Annotated in this window: 17 protein-coding genes; 8 read left to right on the top strand and 9 right to left on the bottom strand. The window is 46.3% G+C overall.

The window, feature by feature from the left end; genetic code table 11:
* Nucleotides 1–281: 281 nt before the first annotated feature.
* On the bottom strand, nt 282–1238 hold the full coding sequence (locus AZ66_RS16675) for a LysR family transcriptional regulator (protein ID WP_082061623.1): 957 nt from the start codon (nt 1236–1238) through the stop codon (nt 282–284).
* Nucleotides 1239–1348: 110 nt separating this feature from the next.
* On the opposite strand from AZ66_RS16675, the gene hutG reads away from it, so the two are divergent.
* The 4 genes from hutG to trxA all read left to right on the top strand — a co-directional run bounded on the left by hutG (nt 1349) and on the right by trxA (nt 4386).
* A complete protein-coding gene (gene hutG, locus AZ66_RS16680) occupies nt 1349–2338 on the top strand; it encodes a formimidoylglutamase (RefSeq protein ID WP_044355862.1) in 990 nt (329 codons plus the stop codon).
* The gene (gltS, locus tag AZ66_RS16685; protein WP_044355863.1) at nt 2322–3509 is read left to right on the top strand and encodes a sodium/glutamate symporter; all 1188 of its coding nucleotides are present in this window, start codon (nt 2322–2324) and stop codon (nt 3507–3509) included. The genes hutG and gltS overlap by 17 nt, the downstream gene beginning before the upstream one ends.
* Nucleotides 3510–3694: 185 nt before the next feature.
* Entirely contained in the window at nt 3695–4066 is a 372-nt protein-coding gene (locus AZ66_RS16690; RefSeq protein WP_021255868.1) for a MerR family transcriptional regulator, read from the top strand.
* 2 nt (nt 4067–4068) lie between these two features.
* Complete coding sequence (gene trxA, locus AZ66_RS16695; protein WP_021255867.1) at nt 4069–4386, top strand: thioredoxin; 318 nt, start codon at nt 4069–4071, stop codon at nt 4384–4386.
* 419 nt (nt 4387–4805) lie between these two features.
* Here trxA and AZ66_RS16700 read toward each other — a convergent pair whose 3' ends face one another.
* The 6 genes from AZ66_RS16700 to AZ66_RS16725 all read right to left on the bottom strand — a co-directional run bounded on the left by AZ66_RS16700 (nt 4806) and on the right by AZ66_RS16725 (nt 12655).
* Entirely contained in the window at nt 4806–5195 is a 390-nt protein-coding gene (locus tag AZ66_RS16700) for a hypothetical protein (protein ID WP_044355864.1), read from the bottom strand.
* Between the two features lie 194 nt (nt 5196–5389).
* On the bottom strand, nt 5390–7315 hold the full coding sequence (locus AZ66_RS16705) for a serine hydrolase domain-containing protein (RefSeq protein WP_044355865.1): 1926 nt from the start codon (nt 7313–7315) through the stop codon (nt 5390–5392).
* 155 nt (nt 7316–7470) lie between these two features.
* Nucleotides 7471–9819, bottom strand: a complete 2349-nt coding sequence (locus AZ66_RS16710) for an ABC transporter permease (protein ID WP_044355866.1) — start codon at nt 9817–9819, stop codon at nt 7471–7473.
* Nucleotide 9820: 1 nt separating this feature from the next.
* Nucleotides 9821–10582, bottom strand: coding sequence for an ABC transporter ATP-binding protein (locus tag AZ66_RS16715; RefSeq protein ID WP_044355867.1), 762 nt, complete (start codon nt 10580–10582; stop codon nt 9821–9823).
* A gap of 121 nt (nt 10583–10703) precedes the next feature.
* Nucleotides 10704–11969, bottom strand: coding sequence for a HAMP domain-containing sensor histidine kinase (locus tag AZ66_RS16720; RefSeq protein ID WP_044355868.1), 1266 nt, complete (start codon nt 11967–11969; stop codon nt 10704–10706).
* A complete protein-coding gene (locus AZ66_RS16725; RefSeq protein WP_044355869.1) occupies nt 11966–12655 on the bottom strand; it encodes a response regulator transcription factor in 690 nt (229 codons plus the stop codon). The genes AZ66_RS16720 and AZ66_RS16725 overlap by 4 nt, the downstream gene beginning before the upstream one ends.
* Nucleotides 12656–12949: 294 nt before the next feature.
* Between AZ66_RS16725 and AZ66_RS16730 the strand changes: the two genes are divergently transcribed.
* The 4 genes from AZ66_RS16730 (at nt 12950) to AZ66_RS16740 (ending at nt 15983) form a co-directional block, all read left to right on the top strand.
* Entirely contained in the window at nt 12950–13666 is a 717-nt protein-coding gene (locus AZ66_RS16730; RefSeq protein WP_044355870.1) for a CAP domain-containing protein, read from the top strand.
* Nucleotides 13667–13899: 233 nt separating this feature from the next.
* Entirely contained in the window at nt 13900–15396 is a 1497-nt protein-coding gene (putP, locus tag AZ66_RS16735) for a sodium/proline symporter PutP (RefSeq protein ID WP_269433098.1), read from the top strand.
* A 171-nt stretch (nt 15397–15567) separates the two neighbouring features.
* Nucleotides 15568–15729 (top strand): hypothetical protein, encoded by a 162-nt coding sequence (locus AZ66_RS30715; RefSeq protein WP_231586907.1) that lies wholly within the window; start codon nt 15568–15570, stop codon nt 15727–15729.
* Nucleotides 15726–15983 (top strand): ABC transporter permease, encoded by a 258-nt coding sequence (locus AZ66_RS16740; protein WP_044355872.1) that lies wholly within the window; start codon nt 15726–15728, stop codon nt 15981–15983. Before AZ66_RS30715 ends, AZ66_RS16740 begins: the two co-directional genes overlap by 4 nt.
* A 139-nt stretch (nt 15984–16122) precedes the next feature.
* Here AZ66_RS16740 and AZ66_RS16745 read toward each other — a convergent pair whose 3' ends face one another.
* Nucleotides 16123–17655 carry a vanadium-dependent haloperoxidase gene (locus AZ66_RS16745; protein ID WP_044355873.1) on the bottom strand — a complete coding sequence of 511 codons (1533 nt, stop codon included), beginning with the start codon at nt 17653–17655 and terminating at the stop codon, nt 16123–16125.
* 196 nt (nt 17656–17851) lie between these two features.
* Nucleotides 17852–18118 (bottom strand): helix-turn-helix domain-containing protein (locus tag AZ66_RS16750; protein ID WP_044355876.1); only part of this gene is annotated, 267 nt, incomplete at its 5' end.

The following is an 18118-nucleotide window of genomic DNA, read 5'->3' on the forward strand; positions in this document are numbered from 1 at the left end:
ACGTCGTCATATGTATATATTACATATTGCTTTAACTCCAGATCCCTTGCCTTCTTTATATCTCTAAGTATTTTGTATTATATATTTCCCCAAAACTACAACATTCATTGTATGAATCATCAAACATCTGAAAACTCACATCTAACTCAACCTCATTGATACCTCTTTCATCTTATTATTGAACTTTCTCATGATTTTTGCGAAGCTTGCAAATACCCCGATGATATCTATGAACTTCAGAACAGGATACAAAGTAGAGAAATGGCACGAACCTCCTTACCTTAAAGATTACTACTCTCTAACTTCTCTTTTTCACCCTTACCCATACTATATATCACATCCGTTCCTTTGTGCCCCGGCGCAAAGTTGCGTTGAATCTCTTCCAAGAAGCATTGAACCGCAGGTGCCAAATACCGATTTTTCATAACCATTAAATAGACAGTTCGTTCCAACGCAGGCGAATCCAACGTTTTGCGGACAATCGATTCATCTTTCGGTTCTACTAGATAATTTTCTGGAATAATCGCAAGCCCAAGATTCTCTCTTACCAATGTCAGAGCGGTCTCAAACCGTTCGATTTCAAATTTGATATTCGGAAACGTTTGCTCTAGCGCAAAGGCTCTCAAAATATCTTCTCTCGTCTGGAATCCTTCCATGCTAATAATGAAGGGTTCTTTCTCCAACTCTTTGAATGTAATGGAATTCTTCTGGGCTAAAGCATGATCCCGATGCAGCACCAGGACTAACCTTTCCTTATACAAAGGGAGCGACTCAATATCGTCTTCATGGATGCACTGGTTCGTAATGACGAGGTGGGTATGGTATTTCCGCAAGGAATCGACCACCGCCTTTCTGCTCAGCACCTCGAACAGCTTAATATGCATCGAAGGAAAGCGGCTGTGATATTCACGGATCACTTGAGGCACCCATTGTCTCACGGACTCGATCATGCCAATCACGAGCTCCCCTCTTCCGGTCAGCTTTACTTCCTCCATCTCTTTTTTCAAAATGTTCATTTGGGAGAGCAGCCGAATCGACTTCTCATACAGGACACTGCCAGCGTCCGTCAGTTCGATTTTTCTCGTGCTTCGTTCGAACAAGGGCGATCCGACCTCATGCTCCAAGTTTTTAATGGCGTTGCTCAATGATGGCTGTGATATATGCAGTTTTTGCGCGGCTCTGGAATAGCTCAACTGATCGGCAACCGTCACAAAATAATGGAGTTGTTTGATATCCAGAACGATCTTCCTTTCTCTATTTATAGCTAAAAGCTATTAATATATTTGTATTATATATTTAAAATTATAAGAATGTCATCATATAATGGAACAACAGCATACGAGAAAGGGTGGGGACATTGCGAAAATCGATTGGAGCCGATGTATGGAACGGCCGAACGGATCATACGGAAAGAAGAAGCAGCTTCCGCTACCATCAAATTGTGGAACGGATGGAGCTGGATGCAACATGTAAGACCTTCTCTCCCAACACTTGCGCCATCATCGGATTTGAATGCGAGGAAGGCGTTCGGCGCAATCAAGGAAGATTAGGCGCGGCGAACGCTCCGAATGCGATCAGGCAAGCGCTCGCAAGCCTCCCCTGGAGAACAGCGGAAGATCATCACCTTGTCGATGCGGGAAATGTGACTTGTTCCAATGACAAGCTTGAAGAAGCCCAGGCAGCATTGGGCCATGCCGTATTTGACCTACTTTCCAAATCCGCTACTCCCATTATTTTAGGCGGAGGACATGAGACGCTATATGGACATTATTTAGGTGTCCGTCAGCATATCGAACCAGATGCTTCACTAGGAATTATCAACATTGACGCCCATTTCGACCTACGCCCCTACGACACTCAGCCATCATCAGGAACGATGTTCCGCCAAATATTAGAGCAGGATCACAACAGCAGCTACTTGGTGCTTGGCATCCAGCGTTTCGGTAATACACAAGAATTGTTCGACAAGGCGGACGAGATCGGTGCCCGCTACATTCTAGAAGAAGACATGCATGAAGGACAGATGGATAGCACCCTTTCATCCTTACGTACGTTCATCGAACAACAGGATTATGTCATGCTCACCCTTTGTACCGATGTTCTCAATGCGGCATTTGCGCCGGGAGTCAGTGCCCCCTCTCCTTTCGGATTAACACCGATGGTAGTTCGCACGCTTATTCGCTCGGTCGCCGCTCATAAGAAAACGCTTTCTTTCGATATTTGTGAGGTGAATCCGGCTCTTGACGAGAACGGGAGAACCATAAAGCTAGGAGCATACTTGACGAATGAAGCTATCATGACATTTATGGGGAGGAACACTGATGACGCTGGCGCTTAATCAAGTGAATACGATATTTTTGGCTGTAGCCCTGCTTGTACTAGGAACCTTACTTGTCAGAAAATCGGGAGTACTGCAAAAGTTTTGTATTCCAGCGCCTGTTGTCGGTGGACTGCTGTTTGCTATCCTAGCTACGATCCTGAAAACGACAGGTCTATTAGAAATTACCTTGGATACTTCGCTCCAAAGTCTATTCATGCTCACGTTCTTCACTACGGTAGGATTGGGAGCAAGTTTTCAACTCATCAAATTAGGCGGCAAGCTGCTCGTCATTTACTGGCTTGCCTGCGGTTTTCTCGCTTTGGCGCAAAATGTAATCGGGGTATCCCTCGCCTCGTTATTCGACATTCATCCGCTTATTGGGATGATGGCAGGAGCCGTATCTATGGAAGGCGGACATGGAGCTGCGAGCGCATTTGGACAAACCATTGAAGATCTGGGAATCCATTCGGCATTGTCTATTGGGATCGCGTCAGCTACCTTCGGTCTAATCGCAGGGGGGCTGGTTGGCGGCCCGACGGTAAAATATTTGATAGCGAAATACAATCTGAAGCCGACGGAAACAAATGAGGAAGCTGCGAGCGTAGAAGCATACGTTCAGCCGATAACGACAAATTCCTTCTTCATCCAAGTGCTGCTCATTACATTCTGTATGGCGATTGGGACGTATTTGGGAGAGCTGTTCACGTCAGCAACAGGCTTTGTCCTTCCTGGATATGTCGGAGCCATGTTCGTGGCTGTTATCGTCCGCAACATTGTGGACATATTTAATCCGAATGCCATCGACATGAAGAGCATCAATCTAGTAAGCGACGTTACACTTGGCATCTTCCTGTCCATGGCGCTTATGAGCATCAAGTTATGGGAAGTGGCAGATCTTGCCCTTCCGATTCTCGCCATCGTGCTGGTCCAAGTCCTCTTTATTGTTCTGTTCGGGATTTTCGTTTTGTTCAGGTTGCTGGGCAAAGACTATGACGCCGCCGTGATGGTCGCCGGGTTCACCGGTCATGGTCTCGGCGCCACGCCCAATGCAATGGCCAATATGGCTGCGGTAACGGAACGCTTCGGGCCTTCCCGCAAAGCGTACCTGATCGTTCCCATTGTAGGAGCCTTTCTTATCGACGTGTTTGCCATGCCGATCATCATTACGACGCTGAATTTATTTAAATAGGTTACTTACAAAGAAACCTCCAACCCACGATGTGGAATTGGAGGTTTTACTGTATTTGCGCAAATGCCAAGCCCCTCTTCTAGCCTGATGATTCTTTTTTATGTATCACATCAACTAGTGGTTGACCTTAACACTAATGTCAGGGTTTATAATGAAGAAGAATCATTCGTGAAGGGGATTTGAACATGAGAATCGGTGAACTTTCCGCCCGAACTGGGGTTAGCCTTCGCTCACTGCGTTATTATGAGCAGCAGGGATTGCTTACTCCCGCTAGGCATACGAATGGCTACCGCGAATATTCAACGTTTGCGGAAGAACAAGTGCGCACCATTCAGTTTTATTTAAGCCTTGGACTTACAACGGAGCAAATCGCCGGATTTCTGCAATGCGTCCTCAAGAATGAAGAAGCCTTCTGTCAAGAAGTGCTCCCGATATATGAGCAAAAGCTTGCGGAAATCGACGAGCAAATCCATCTTCTTCAATCTATAAAGTCCAATCTGCAAGAGCGCATCCGCTTCATTATGAAGGAAAGACAAACAACGAACCAGGAGGAATAACGATGAGTATATACGAAGTTAATGAACAATCATTTCGCGAATCTATTCGCGAGCAAGGGGTTACACTTGTTGAATTCGGAGCAACGTGGTGCCCGCCATGTAAAGCGCTTCTTCCAATTCTTGACGAGTTGGATCATCAATATGGGGAACGGGTAAACGTAGTCAAGGTAGACTGTGACGACTCCCCTGCCATCGCGTCTGAATACCGCGTTATGTCCATGCCGACCGTCATTATGTTTCATAACGGCGAGCCGGTAGAAAAGCTAGTCGGACTCCGTCCAAAAAGTGTGTATGAAACGCTGATCGAGCGGTACGCTTAAATCTGAATCTGGATTTCAGTTTCAGTCCTGAAATAAAGCAAGGCATCTTCCGTTATTTTCGATGGACTGACCCCGTCAAGAAGACAGTAGAATAAAATAGAATGCTTACAGCCTTAGCTCGTCCTTCCATCGGGCTAAGGCTGTTTCGTTTTTGCTGTAACTGCAGTGTTATCTGCTTTTGCCACTACTAGATCCCTCATTCAATTCTCCAATCATGTATATCATCTTGGAACGCCGATATGCCGCTGCGTAATTTCACCGTGCCTGTCTTCGTAAATAATTTTAACCTGCCGCCCAAAGTAATTTTCCTGATGCATATTCAGCATCCCAACATCAAGGCTCATACAAAAAAATTACCCCGTAAAAACCTACGAGGGGTAATTTTTTTCAAAAAGTATTCTATTTGAGGTCTGATCCATTTAATTAATGAAATTTTGAGGAACACATTCACGAACACCAGCATTTTTCAATGAGTTAAATAAAGCTGCATCGATGATTAATATAACATTGTTGTCACTTCCATTTTCTAAATCATAGATTACCCAGTATGCGTTATCTACTGTAAAAATACACTTTCGTTCTAATTTAAATCCAGGTGGTACAATTGGAAGTGTCGCAACTGGTACACACTCGTTCGTATCTCCTTCCTCACTGATAAAATTGAAAGTTTGCTGGTCAATTTCATAGATATTAACCGGATCAATCTCCACACCTTTATCTGGAACTGTAATTTCATCTTCAACTAATAGGAAAAAGCGTTCGTTTCGAAAATTGAAAAGACATCTCGCCCCAATTTCAAATAAAGCCATTTATATCCATCCCCTTTTCGCAACATTTTTATAGTTTCACGTTGCTTTACATAATATGCTATATTAATAGATTTGATAACGGCACGTACCAGTCAGAAGAAAATCAAGGTTTACAACTAACTTCCGGACGCGCTCCGGTGCGGCACGATATCACACTTGTCAGATGAGATCATTGATCGCCTACCCGACTGGAACTATAGGATGAAATGAAAGAAGTGCCAATTGACTAGCAGCAGAGCAAACCCGGTGAACAGCACTCCCACGACGATCCGGAACCCTTTGTGCCCTTTGGATATCACTTGATGTCTGCCTTTAAAGATAGAGAGTACAAACAGAGCTGCGGCGAGTGCTGCCAGAACCCAATTCAAGGCGACGCCAGCATTCATCTGACCTACCGTTACGTTTTCATTAATCATGGCATTCACCATCAAGTATAGGATGTTGACCACCAAAATCGTCCCACACCATATAACAGCCATTAACAGGCGGCTAGCTGTAGATGTGGATGCGGACGGACTTCCCTTTCTTTTCCGAAAGATCCAACCAACCAGCAGAATAAACGGAGCCAGCAGAAAGAATGCAATCGCGATCACGGCCAGTACCAGATAGCTGGTTAGTGCCGGAAGCGAACGGTTTCCTTGCAGCGGCAGTATATCTGTTGCAATTCCTTTGCTTAACCGCACGACCTGGCCATCCGAAATTTCCGCATACAAAGCCGGCGCCAAGCGTTCGAATCTTGGATTATCGGACTTAGCGTATTTGTATACATTCGGCTTTATTTGCTTCATCTCTCCCGACATCCCCATCACGCTTAGAGTAAGATCATGCTTTCCTTTAGCTTCTACCTTGATTAACCCCAGATAATTGATAACCTCGTGATACGTGGTGAAGGTACCGCCCGATTGCACGTAATATCCGTTCAATTCGCTGGACGGAGCCAAATCATCGGCCGGGGTCACGGCCTCCTGTGTCTTGTCCTGAATCAGCAGATTAATGATGCCGGAGGTGAGTTTCTGCTCAATCTCCATATTCGTCAAAACAACGATGCCTAGCTGTTCATCGGGGACGACGGCAAAATTGCCAGAGAACCCCTTCACATTTCCACTGTGCCCAACGGTATGCGGATTAGCTCGGTATTCCCAGAATCCATGCGCATTGGACAGAATCTCCGCATTGGGCGTATAGCTCTGGGACAGCATCGTCTGTACGGTCTCCGGCCGGGTGAAGAGCGGACTGGATGGGACATTCAGTGCTATAGCGAACCGAGCCAGATCCTCCGCTGTTCCTTCCATGGCACCTGCTGGATACATAGGAACAAAATAGTGCGCTCTTGCCTCGAAGCCGCCCTCAGGCTTCATCGCATAACCTGTAGCTTCCGCATTCTGCAATTCAGGGCGATCCTCCAAGGTCGGATGGCCGGAGGTCAGGTTCATTCCCAGCGGGCGCAGAATATGGTTCATTTCATAGTCCGAGAAGGATTCACCGCTGATCTTCTCCACGACCAGACCAGCCAATGCGGTGGCAAAGTTGGAATAGGCGATCACCTTGCCAGGTTCATAGATTTGCGCTGGCTGGCTAGAAAACAGTGTCTCTTCCAACGAGGTCATACTCTCCGCCGACATAGCGAAAGTGCTTAGTGGATGCTGCTCAAAACCGGCGGTATGGCTCATCATATCCAGCATCGTAATCGGCTTCTTAATCGACAGTCTCTCGGCAAGCTCTTTTGGAAGGTAAGCTCTGATGTCTTGATCCAGCTTCATCTTGCCCGCTTCCACCAACTGCATCACAGACGTCCAGGCAAACGCTTTGTTTATGGAGCCGTAGGCAAATACAGTTTTGGCAGGATCGACCTCCGTTTTCTTCTCGATATTGGCATAACCGTAGCCTTTGGAGAAAATGATCTTGTCGCCCTTGGTCACCACAACCGCAGCTCCGGGACTTGCTTTTCCGACATGAGCGTTTACATAACTGTCGATCTCCTGCTCCAGCCGATCGTAGGGAATCCCCGAAGGCGTGTTCCCTGCGTTTGTTGTATCCGTCGCATAGGCCGGGAGTGAAAAAACAGTAAAGAGCATACTTATCAGAAGCGCAATAAGGGAGTTCCGTATTTTTATATGCATATTATCCACCTTTTATTTACAGATATTAAAGTCATTTAATATCTGTAATTGTGCTTATTGATTCAACACTAGGAGGCCGTCAACCAAGGACGGCGCTTAGGCTCTACTTATTCCTTTTCATCAGAAGTTTGCTGAACCAATGAACTGCCGTCCGGCTACTCGGTTATTAAACAGTAAGGAGTAATATTTCTAATCCTGTATGCTGCCAGTAAGGACACCAGAAATGATAACGAAAAGATAGCCATGCAGAGCATCGCAACGAGCGGCACATGAACAACAAAGCGTACCTTGGAAATGCCCGCATCCATAAGCAGCAGCTCTAGTATGACATTCGTATACAGGCCGCCCAGCACACCGCCGCAAATGATACCGACAATAGCGATGGGCATAATGCTCAGCGTAACCTGGGTCATCAACTGGTATGTTGTGTAGCCTGCCGCTTGTAGAATACCAAGCTCTCTCCTGCGCTTAAGAACTGCCGTTCTGATGACCAGATAAATAATGAGGACAACCACCAGTACCGTAATTCCCAGAATAACTGTCATAACGGCAAAAACAGCCGAGTTATATACCTGCATTCCACTTTCCTGTGACTCATCCACATCAGTTACAGACCAAATCATATCCCCGTACTCCGCTTTGACCTTCTGCATAAAAGTCGATTTGTCGGCACCTTGCAGGTATACATTAACTGACAGTCCCTTGTGTCCAGGGATAAGATGATGCACTCCAGATAGAGTTAATGAAGCTCCCTTTCCTCCCGCACTGAACGATTGGTTCAGCCCTGTGATCAAAAATGAATAGGAGTCATTTCCCGCTTCTAATTGGATTGAATCACCGATAGATTTGCCGAGTAGCCTAGCGAGACCGCCGGTAATGGCCACCTCATTGTCATACTGCGGATAGCGGCCCTCATAGACCGTTTGGTTATCCAGCATTTCAAACTGGTCGGAAATTTCCGTATTTACGATGTGACCCTGAATTGCCATTATAATCGAGTCCATAATAACGGCCTTGCTCACACCGGTCATCTGTCGGATCCCTGCAAGCAACTGCAAGCTGTCTTTTCCAGGCTGAACTTGAATCCCGACATTTGGCATTTCTGAACCAAGCACTTGGTAAAAGGCCACTTTATCCCCGGCAATGTTGTAATACAGCACCACTGAAAATACCGATGCGAAAGTGATCGCGGCCATAATGATGCCGATCAGCAGATTTTGCCGTCCATTGGCCATCATGGCTTTACAGGCATGCACCCATTGGAGGCAGCCCCTGGCCCGATCCAGCGGGAAGAAATTCCGCCTGAAATTATGGGTCATGAGCCCGCCACGCAGAGCTGCGGCGGGATGAAGTCTGCGGATGCGCGCTGCGGAGAGCAGCGCCACCGTGGACACCAGCGAAGTCACAGTTGCAATACTGGCCAGACTTACGCCAGCACTTGCGCCGCCCCTCCATATCAGCCCCGTCAGAGAAGATACGACCTGCCCATATGCAGGCAGCATTGCATAAGAGACGGCCACACCTGTGGCACTCCCTGCCATCGCAATCAACGAAAACTGCACGACATAGGATAATATAATCTGCAGACTAGTGTAGCCCATCGCTTGGAGGACACCGATGTTTGCGATCCCATCTTCGATACTGTCCCAGATGTGGAATGCAATGACAATAAGCGACACTAGCACAATCACTGCAGCGAACGCAGCCAAGATCATGGAAACAAAATTAACGATGAATCCCCCACCGTCTTTCGCCGTTTCTGTGTCAGCGGCCCAAAAACTGGGGATTTCGACTTCATTCGAATGGGGAAACTGTTTCTGATAATTCTTTACTACCTCGCCTGATTGCTCGTTGTCCGATAAAATGGCAGACATCAGTGTTCCCTGGGCCTCGGGGCCGACTGCCCTGGTAAATTGGCGGTAGGCTGCATTCGGCAAATAAAACTTCAGCATATTCAGCCTAGAGCTGCCCATTAAAGTAGACTCAAAAATCCCAGTTATTTGGTAACTGAATGCTTTGCCCTGATAAGTAATGGTTAAGTTATCCCCCAGCTGGTATCCGTTCCTCACCTTCCAGCTGTAGGGAATATATATTCCTTCTCCCGAACCCGTAGATGCAGCCTCAATTAGCCTAACTGGTGCGATACTTCGCGCGGCGTCCGCATTCAGCAACATGATGCGGATACCAAAACCGGAATCATTTTCATAGAAAGGGATCGTAGATGTGGATAGCAGAATCACCTGTTCCGTCTCCATCTCCCGCACGCCTGGATAGGACGCAAGGAAATCCCCGTAAGCCGCTTTGAAGCTGGCGCTATTCAGCGCAATACTGACATGCGGATCGTGCAGCTCGCGCACCTTGTCTTCGTAAAAATGATTCATAACGGACATTGCCGTCAGGCCGATATTCAATAGCAGCCCAGCAATTAGCATCAAGATAAACAGGAAGAGGGCGGCGCTTTTTGATTTTTTGAGATTAGCAGCTGCCAGCTGTAACACATTCACCTTACCACCCCATTTCGGCCAGAAACACTTTCAGCCTTTCCCGGCGGTTCCGGTCATGTTCTCCCTGAAAAGTGCCAAGCGTCAAATCTCCGCAAATGACGCCATCGCGCAGATATAGGATGCGGTTGCCCCGCAAAGCCGTTGTCAGATCATGCGTGACCACCACGATGCTCTGCCCGCCCAAGTTCAGCCCGGTCATGATATCCAGCACACTGTCGCTGGATGCAGAATTGAGCGCACCGGTAGGCTCATCCGCGAACAGCATTCGCGGATTGTTCATAATGGCGCGGACGATTCCGGCCCGCTGTGCCTCGCCACCGGATAACTGGGAAGGAAATTTACTCCATGAGGATTCCGGCAAACCTATATTTCCCAGCAGTTGTCTGGCTCTGGCGGCGACGGCCTGCCTGTTTTTGTTGACCAGCAGCCCGCTTGCCATTGCGTTGTCCAGCACGCTCATATTGTCCAGCAGGTGGATTTGCTGGAACACGAAACCGCAATGGGTTCTGCGAAAAAGAGCCAGTTGATCATTGCTGAACCGCGAAATATTTTCCCCTTCAAAATAAATTTCGCCAAGCGTTGGTCTATCCAGGCCCGAGAGCGCATAGAGCAGTGTCGATTTGCCAGATCCAGAGCTGCCCATAATAATCGTAAAGTCCCCTTCCAGCAGCTCGATGTCCAAATTTTTCAACACATGTTGTTGAACCCCGCCGGTAGAGAAAGTCTTGCATAATTTTTCTGTTCGCAATATCGTCTTTTGCACGAAATGATCATTCCCTTGTCGACAAATTGCATAATTGAGTATCAGGTATCCGGTACATTTTCATCATACAAAATGAATTCTTATTTAATCTTTGCCCACTCCTTAACTACTCCTTAAATACTCAGGCCAACTTGATCCGCAGGGTCACCGTAAAACCGTCATTTCGATTATGGCATTGAATATGGCCCTGCATGCTCTGCATCAGATATCGGGAAATGAAAAGTCCCAACCCCGCTCCGGACTGACCTTGGATATTGCTTCCCCGGTAAAACTTGTTGAAAATCAGAGGCAGTTCATCCGGGCTGACTCCTGTCCCGTAATCCATAATCTCGACATGCAGGTGGGTGCGATCAATGAATGAGGTAATTTTAACGGTGGTGCCGGAATATTTGTAGGAGTTGCTCAGGACATTGTCGATGACTTGCTGCAAACGCATGGCATCGGTCAAAATAATGCATTCCGGAATGGGGCCACACACAATCTGATCATCATAATTCACATTCATGATCATTTCTGTCAGAACCGTGCTGTATTCCTCGGTAATTTTCACTTTAAGCTCCTGCAATTCTTCTAGCGTCGCATGGAACATATCCGTGACCAGAAGATTAATCTGCTCGGCCTTGGCATAAATCATGCCAAGCTGCTTGATCGTCTTCTCATCGTCCGCTCGCAGCAGCATCAGCTCGCTTACTGCCTTGATGGAGGCGACCGGCGTTTTGACGTCATGGCTCAAGCTGGCTACAAGCTCCTTCTTGCTGCGGTTGGCTTCGTATTCACGCTGTCGCGCCGCCGCCAGTTCCTCGCGCATGATGTCGAAGCTTTCGGTAAATGCGCCGAACAGGTTATTCTTGTCCATCTTCAACGGGAAGTCCAAGTTGCCCCGCGCCACATGGAGAGCGAAGTTTTGCAGCTTGCGAAACGGCCGGATAATGGAATGGTTCAGAAATACAACATATAGCGCGCACAGTACCGTCACTATCGTAAACGTCGTCAGCATCACGACCATCAATTTCCGTTTTATGTACTGTATGGTTTGCCCATAGTCATCATGGATGATCAGCTTTCCAGCAAGCTGCCCCTCTACCGTCACATCCAGCACCGCGTCCCTATTCCTAATCGCATCATATGCGGTCTCGGACAGTCCGCTCGCTGTCCGATAGCGAACATTCCCGCTCCGGTCGAGCACGACAAATTGCTGGGTGATACCGCTGTAATCGCCTTCCCCGATTTCCGGCCAATGGCTTTCGACCGTCTTCAGCACCTGATTCGCCATGACAATATCGACCCGGGTATCGACTTCGGCTTCAATCACCCACACCGACAGTACGATGCCGGCTGCCATTACCACAAGCACAAGCAGCATCAGGAGCATCCCCTTAGTTCTCATCGCTCGCCGTCCTCCAGGACATATCCCGTGCCCCACACCGTTTTGATATAACTCGGTCGATTGGGATCGGCCTCGATTTTTTCACGCAGGTGCCGGATGTGCACATTCAAGGTTCCGTCCCCGGTGAACGAGTCGCCCCATACCTTGGCGAACAGTTCTTCCTTGGGTATCACCCGGTTCTTATGCTGGGCCAAATAACAGAGCAGACGATATTCCAGCGCTTTGAATTTGACCTCCGCACCGTTCACCCGTACCCGGCAAAGCGCCAGGTCGATCTGCACTCGCCCGAATTCCAGCATGTCCACCACTGTTGGACGTTGTTTTCCATAGCGTTTGAGCACAGTCTTGACCTTGGCCAGCAGGATACTGAGCGTATACGGTTTTTGGATATAATCGTCGCCGCCGATGTTGAGGGCGATCAGCACATCGTCATCACTAGAGCGGGCGCTGATGAATAGAATCGGAATATCTGTCGTCATCCGCAGCTTTTTACACAGGTCAAACCCCGAGCTGTCGCCAAGATTGATATCCAGCAGGATTAACGAGGTGTCATTTTCCTGCAAAAACCGTTCGCACGCCTCCGCACTGGTCACATAAGCCGATTTAACCTCAAACATATTCAAATATTCGCATGTCGTTTCTGCAAGCACCGTCTCGTCATCCACAATTAAGCAATCAAAGTTCATACTGTTTCTCCATGGTTCCCCAGAATTTAATAGATTCGTTCTCCCCTAAGATACCACGAAACTGGGCGGGTCGGTAAATGTAAGTAATGATAAAGTGCAGAGATGAGGTGATAGGATTCATGAAAACGTACCGAACAACAAAATTAGCGCGTAGCATTGGAATCCACCCCAACACTGTGCGCCTTTATGAGGAACTTGGTCTTACGCCAAACCGTACTGAGGAATAAGTAAAAGGCTTGCAGGAAAACCTAAATCCGGTAACTTCATTAATTAACGGATCTAGGAGGTTGGCTAATGGCAAAGTTTTTTGTATTAGCAGTATTATTAGTGGTGGCAGGTTGTTCGTCCCATAACAATATGATGCAAAAGCAAGTGACTCCTAAGCAAACACGAACTTCAACTCATGATCATACTACTGCGCCAAACGCTGTCCTCACACAGGCATCATCAACAGCTACGTCATGGAAAGAGCGATCTTCCATGACAACAAAAGAAGCACAAAATGGAATTCCATTGGATTTGTTGGATCTGATTCGAACACCGGATGGAAATCCAGCAAACCAGGTACCTACAGGGAATCCTGAAAATAAGGAGCCAACAGGTTCAACAGGATCAGTACAGGAAGGTACTGTGGATAATCATTTATCCGAATTCGAGCAGCAGGTTCTGGATCTAGTAAATCAAGAAAGGTCCAAAGCAGGATTAGGTTCCTTGAGTAGAAGTGGAGAATTGTCAAATGTGGCTATGGTCAAGGCACAGGACATGTACAACAACAATTACTTTGATCATAATTCTCCCACACATGGATCCCCCTTCGATATGTTGAAGGAATTCGGAATTACTTTCAACACCGCTGGAGAAAACATCGCAAAAGGGCAAACTACCCCTACCCAGGTTATGAAGGATTGGATGAATAGCCCAGGCCACAGAGCAAATATACTGAATAATAACTATACCCATATCGGTATTGCTTTTTATAACAACACATGGGTTCAGGAATTTACTGGATAACGCCTTTCATCTCCCAACAATAACAATTCAAAAACCCGCAATTTATGCGGGTTTTTGGCACTTCAGGCTGACCCCTCTCCGTCTATTGCCAAGTTAAAGTTCTCTGATGCTCCCAGATAACGATGTACGAACATCCCACTTATTAGCGTTCAACTCACTTTTAAAATTCAAATCAATATGTTGAAATGATGGTAATATATTGAATAATATCATCTTTTAAACGAGGTGGAACAGTGTTAGAAGATATCCCAAAAATGATTGCCATCGTGATATATATGGCAACTATGCTAGGTATAGGGTGGTATGCTTTCCGAAAAACGACAAACTTAACGGACTATATGTTAGGGGGACGTTCCTTAGGGCCTGCTGTAACTGCTTTAAGTGCTGGCGCTGCCGATATGAGCGGATGGCTGTTAATGGGGCTTCCGGGAGGGATTTACCTGACAGGACTGTCAAATATCTGGATTGCCATTGGCTTATCGGTTGGCGCCTATCTTAACTGGCTGTTTATTGCCCCACGTTTGCGCACATACACGGAAGTTTCCGGGAACTCCATTACCATTCCGTCGTTTTTGGAAAATCGATTTAAGGATAGCACCAAACTTCTGCGGATTGTTTCCTCCATTGTTATCCTCATTTTCTTTACGTTCTATATTTCCTCAGGTATGGTGGCAGGAGCCGTCTTTTTTGAAAACTCCTTCTCCCTTCCTTATATAGCGGGGCTGCTCCTCGTATCCGGAGTGGTTGTTGCCTATACATTGTTTGGGGGCTTCCTTGCTGTCAGTTGGACGGACTTTGTCCAAGGGCTTATCATGCTGCTTGCTCTTATCCTTGTACCGGTGTTAGCAATGAGCGAAACGGGTGGGTTTGCCAACACAGTTGATACAATCAGAGCCATAGATCCGTCCCTCCTGGATTTATTTAACGGAACTACTGTGCTCGGCATCATCTCTGCAGTTGCCTGGGGACTTGGCTATGTTGGCCAACCGCATATTATCATCCGCTTTATGGCCATCCGCTCTGTACAAGAGACCAAAACTGCGCGACGTATTGGTATGGGCTGGATGGTTGCCACATTACTTGGCGCTTCATTAACAGCATTAGTAGGTCTTGCTTTTTTTGCACAAACAAATTATACATTGTCTAATCCAGAAGCTGTCTTCATTCAACTTGGACAAATTTTATTCCATCCGTTTATTGCCGGACTTGTCCTTGCTGCCGTATTGGCTGCAATAATGAGCACGGTTTCTTCTCAGCTCATTGTAACCTCTAGTGCATTAACAGAAGATTTGTATAAGCTGATTCTGCGTAAAAATGCCTCTGATAAAGAACTTGTGTTCTTTGGACGAATGGCTGTTCTAACGATTTCAGTCATCGCCTGCCTGCTTGCGTTGGGCGGTGAAAACAAAACCATTTTAAGTCTCGTCGCTTATGCGTGGGCCGGTTTTGGCGCTTCCTTTGGCCCCGTTATCCTGTTAAGCCTGTACTGGAGAAAAATGACCAATTGGGGTGCCATTGTCGGAATGTTAGCAGGCGCAACAACAGTGATTATTTGGAAAAATATTGACTTGCAAATTACTAGAGATGTATACGAAATCATTCCCGGATTTATCGTCAACCTTATCGTCATTATTGCCATAAGTCTGTTTACCTATCAACGGGACGAAGCTATCGAGAAAGAGTTTGATACCAGCTTGAAACGGTTACACACGAATGTAGAAGAAGCATGATCAATTTCGGCTTACATCCCTGCAATACGCCGAGAACAACGCTCGAATTGTGCTCACTCGCCTTGGAGAAATGAAAACGAAATTTACAACAAACCCTACACTTTAACACCAGACTTTGCTCTGGTGTTATTTTATTTATGCAAAGAGAGCATTAAGGAGGGATCTGATCACGTGGAAACAACGATCAAGGTAGAAAACTTGAGCAAATCTTACGCCAATGTCAAAGCAGTTGATCATCTAAATCTATCGATTTGTCGTGGTGAAGGTTTTGGCTTCCTGGGCGCAAACGGTGCAGGCAAAAGCAAAAGGTCGGTGGACTGGCCCCAAACATGAAAATAGCAAGTGCTATAGCCAGTCTGCTCTATTTTCCAATGCTTATTTTCTCTGGTGCTACCTTGCCTTATGAAGTTATGCCTGCGGCGCTTCAAACAGTGGCCGATATATTACCGCTGACACAGGGCATTAAGATGTTGAAAGCCGCTTCACTTGGCCTGCCAATGGATCGTGTTATCATCCCCGTGGTTGTAATGATTGTACTTACAGTGATATGTATGAGTATGTCTCTGTGCTTCTTCAAATGGGATTAATAGTGATATAAACAGTGACAGTCTAGGACATTATTTTCTCGTCCATACTGTCACTGTTTTATAACATACTATATGTTCATAAACACCTTGTACTACTTCTCGAGGAAAGGAAAGTTAGAGGCTCTTTATACTTGGGCAATCATTTTACAATTATAGTTGTACCGTCGAATTTCGTAAGCTTAAATCCGCAGAATGGCTCGTTAAACGTATGCCTGTAGTTGCGAAGCAAACCAATGGCGGCAGCCTCGCCCAAATTCATGCCGTGAAAACAGTCAGAGCGATAATGAATACCTGCAAATGCCCGAGCGATGGCCAAGTTATTGGCAAGCTTATTCAATTCACCGCCTATTGTGAGCGGCGTTCCGTTAAAGGGCTCAAGGGACAGACCGTCTTCGCTCACTGTAACTGGGTTCGGGAGAAGAAAATCTTCGTTGAAGAATGCCTTTAACATCGTGACGCCTGCGCCGGCGATTACGGCATGACCTGCCGGATAGGACGGATGTGCCGGGCACCCTTCCGGATAAGCCTGTGGCAGCAAGTAGGTTCCGTATTTATTGAAGGTTAGATCAACTGCAGGAGAATTCAGGAGCTGCTCATAAATCGGATAATTTGCATTGTTCGTTATTTTCTGTTGAACGAGACCGCCAAATTCTTCCGGCCGCAGTCTCCGATGTACAAGAAATTTCTGATACCAGGCAGACTCCATCGAGAAATTCGCGGCCCGTGCGACCAAATCCAAAATATACGGAGAACCAAAGGTAACAAATCCAGTTTGAGTGCGCGAATGGAAATACGGATTGGCCGGATCAAGTGCAGAAGATCCCAAGCTCAACAAATATAAACAGGCCATTAACACACCTTGATAAGAAAAATCTTTATGCACCCATTCACTTAGATCTCTTCCGTTTCTTAAAAAACGAGGTTCAGGATCATAGACAATGGAAGCAGACGGAGCAGCGCCGTTTTGAATGCTCAGCCATGTTTGATAATCCGTTAAGAAATGTTGTCCCGCCAAAGGTACTTTGTATTTTTGAATAATGGAAGTGAGGCCAAATGGAATATCTTTATATAAAAATTGCGAGATATACGGCCCTACTAGATCGCCTTGCGTAACGCCACGAAATAAAGTTTGCGGGGTTACTTGTCCATTTATTTTAGGCCCGTAAAAATCCTTCAGATTCGAAAGGTTCTCCGCTGCTGCAGCCGCTAATGGATCCCTGTCGTAGCTGTTGAACGGAACATCCCGCAACAACGATTGCCAGTATAGTTCTACCATATCGCTGGCGGCGGCTGCACTGTTTATCGAAGGCGGAGCTGGAATCGTTAAGGAATGTCCGTCGGGACCAGCAAGATCATACACGTAAGCGCCTTGCGGATTAACGAGCTTAAGCGTTCCACCGAGTGGAATTTCCTCGAATTTACTTGGCTTGCCGCTATTCAATGCTTTGAGATATGCTTGGTAAGCATGCTGATCAACTTCTCCAAGACCGTTATGCGGCAGTCCCTTCGAGAAATTTCCGATTTTGTTCGGATATTTTCTTTCATCGTGAATGCAAGGCTGCGGCAAGATTTTGCGCGACTTTTCTTCTTTAGCGGCTTGTTTCCGAATTTGATACGCGTTACGTTGCCTTTCCTCCGGATCTAAAGGGCCGAGTACACATGAGTCATCCATACGATTCCTCCTTGAGCGATCAGTGAAAAGCACATAGTTCTTTACAGTCTATTCAAATATATCGATTTAGTATGGATATATGTAGAGGACATGACCATAAAAGGAAACCTATTTGGAATACAGTCAACGTTTCATCGATCAACTTATTCTTAAACTCATTACCACGATCGGTATGAAATAATTGGATCTGAGGTTATTAGCCTTGTTTACTGGTTGTACAGGTTTCCTTCTCGTTTCTGGGAGTATGATTACGCAAATGCAAATAAACGGTATGTTTCGTAATTTTCAACATATTTGCCACGATTGTAGCCGCATTTCTCATATTAAACACTCCCCGATCATACAACAGACCGATAATGTGCTTATTTCGATTTGCATACGATATGTCAGGAGAAGCATCCACCGCTTCAATCGTCAGCTCTATCATTTCAAGAATCATATCCTCAATGGATAATGAAAAATT

Source organism: Paenibacillus sp. E194, from assembly GCF_000935845.1.
GTDB classification, from domain to species: domain Bacteria; phylum Bacillota; class Bacilli; order Paenibacillales; family Paenibacillaceae; genus Paenibacillus_B; species Paenibacillus_B alvei_B.

Bases quoted from the DNA above. Each gene is read 5' to 3' on its own strand.
- gltS (WP_044355863.1), top strand. From the start codon at position 2,322: ATGACGCTGGCGCTTAATCAAGTGAATACGATATTTTTGGCTGTAGCC.
- AZ66_RS16690 (WP_021255868.1), top strand. From the start codon at position 3,695: ATGAGAATCGGTGAACTTTCCGCCCGAACTGGGGTTAGCCTTCGCTCA.
- trxA (WP_021255867.1), top strand. From the start codon at position 4,069: ATGAGTATATACGAAGTTAATGAACAATCATTTCGCGAATCTATTCGC.
- AZ66_RS16700 (WP_044355864.1), bottom strand. From the start codon at position 5,195: ATGGCTTTATTTGAAATTGGGGCGAGATGTCTTTTCAATTTTCGAAAC.
- AZ66_RS16705 (WP_044355865.1), bottom strand. From the start codon at position 7,315: ATGCATATAAAAATACGGAACTCCCTTATTGCGCTTCTGATAAGTATG.
- AZ66_RS16720 (WP_044355868.1), bottom strand. From the start codon at position 11,969: ATGAGAACTAAGGGGATGCTCCTGATGCTGCTTGTGCTTGTGGTAATG.
- AZ66_RS16725 (WP_044355869.1), bottom strand. From the start codon at position 12,655: ATGAACTTTGATTGCTTAATTGTGGATGACGAGACGGTGCTTGCAGAA.
- AZ66_RS16730 (WP_044355870.1), top strand. From the start codon at position 12,950: ATGGCAAAGTTTTTTGTATTAGCAGTATTATTAGTGGTGGCAGGTTGT.
- AZ66_RS16740 (WP_044355872.1), top strand. From the start codon at position 15,726: ATGAAAATAGCAAGTGCTATAGCCAGTCTGCTCTATTTTCCAATGCTT.
- AZ66_RS16745 (WP_044355873.1), bottom strand. From the start codon at position 17,655: ATGGATGACTCATGTGTACTCGGCCCTTTAGATCCGGAGGAAAGGCAA.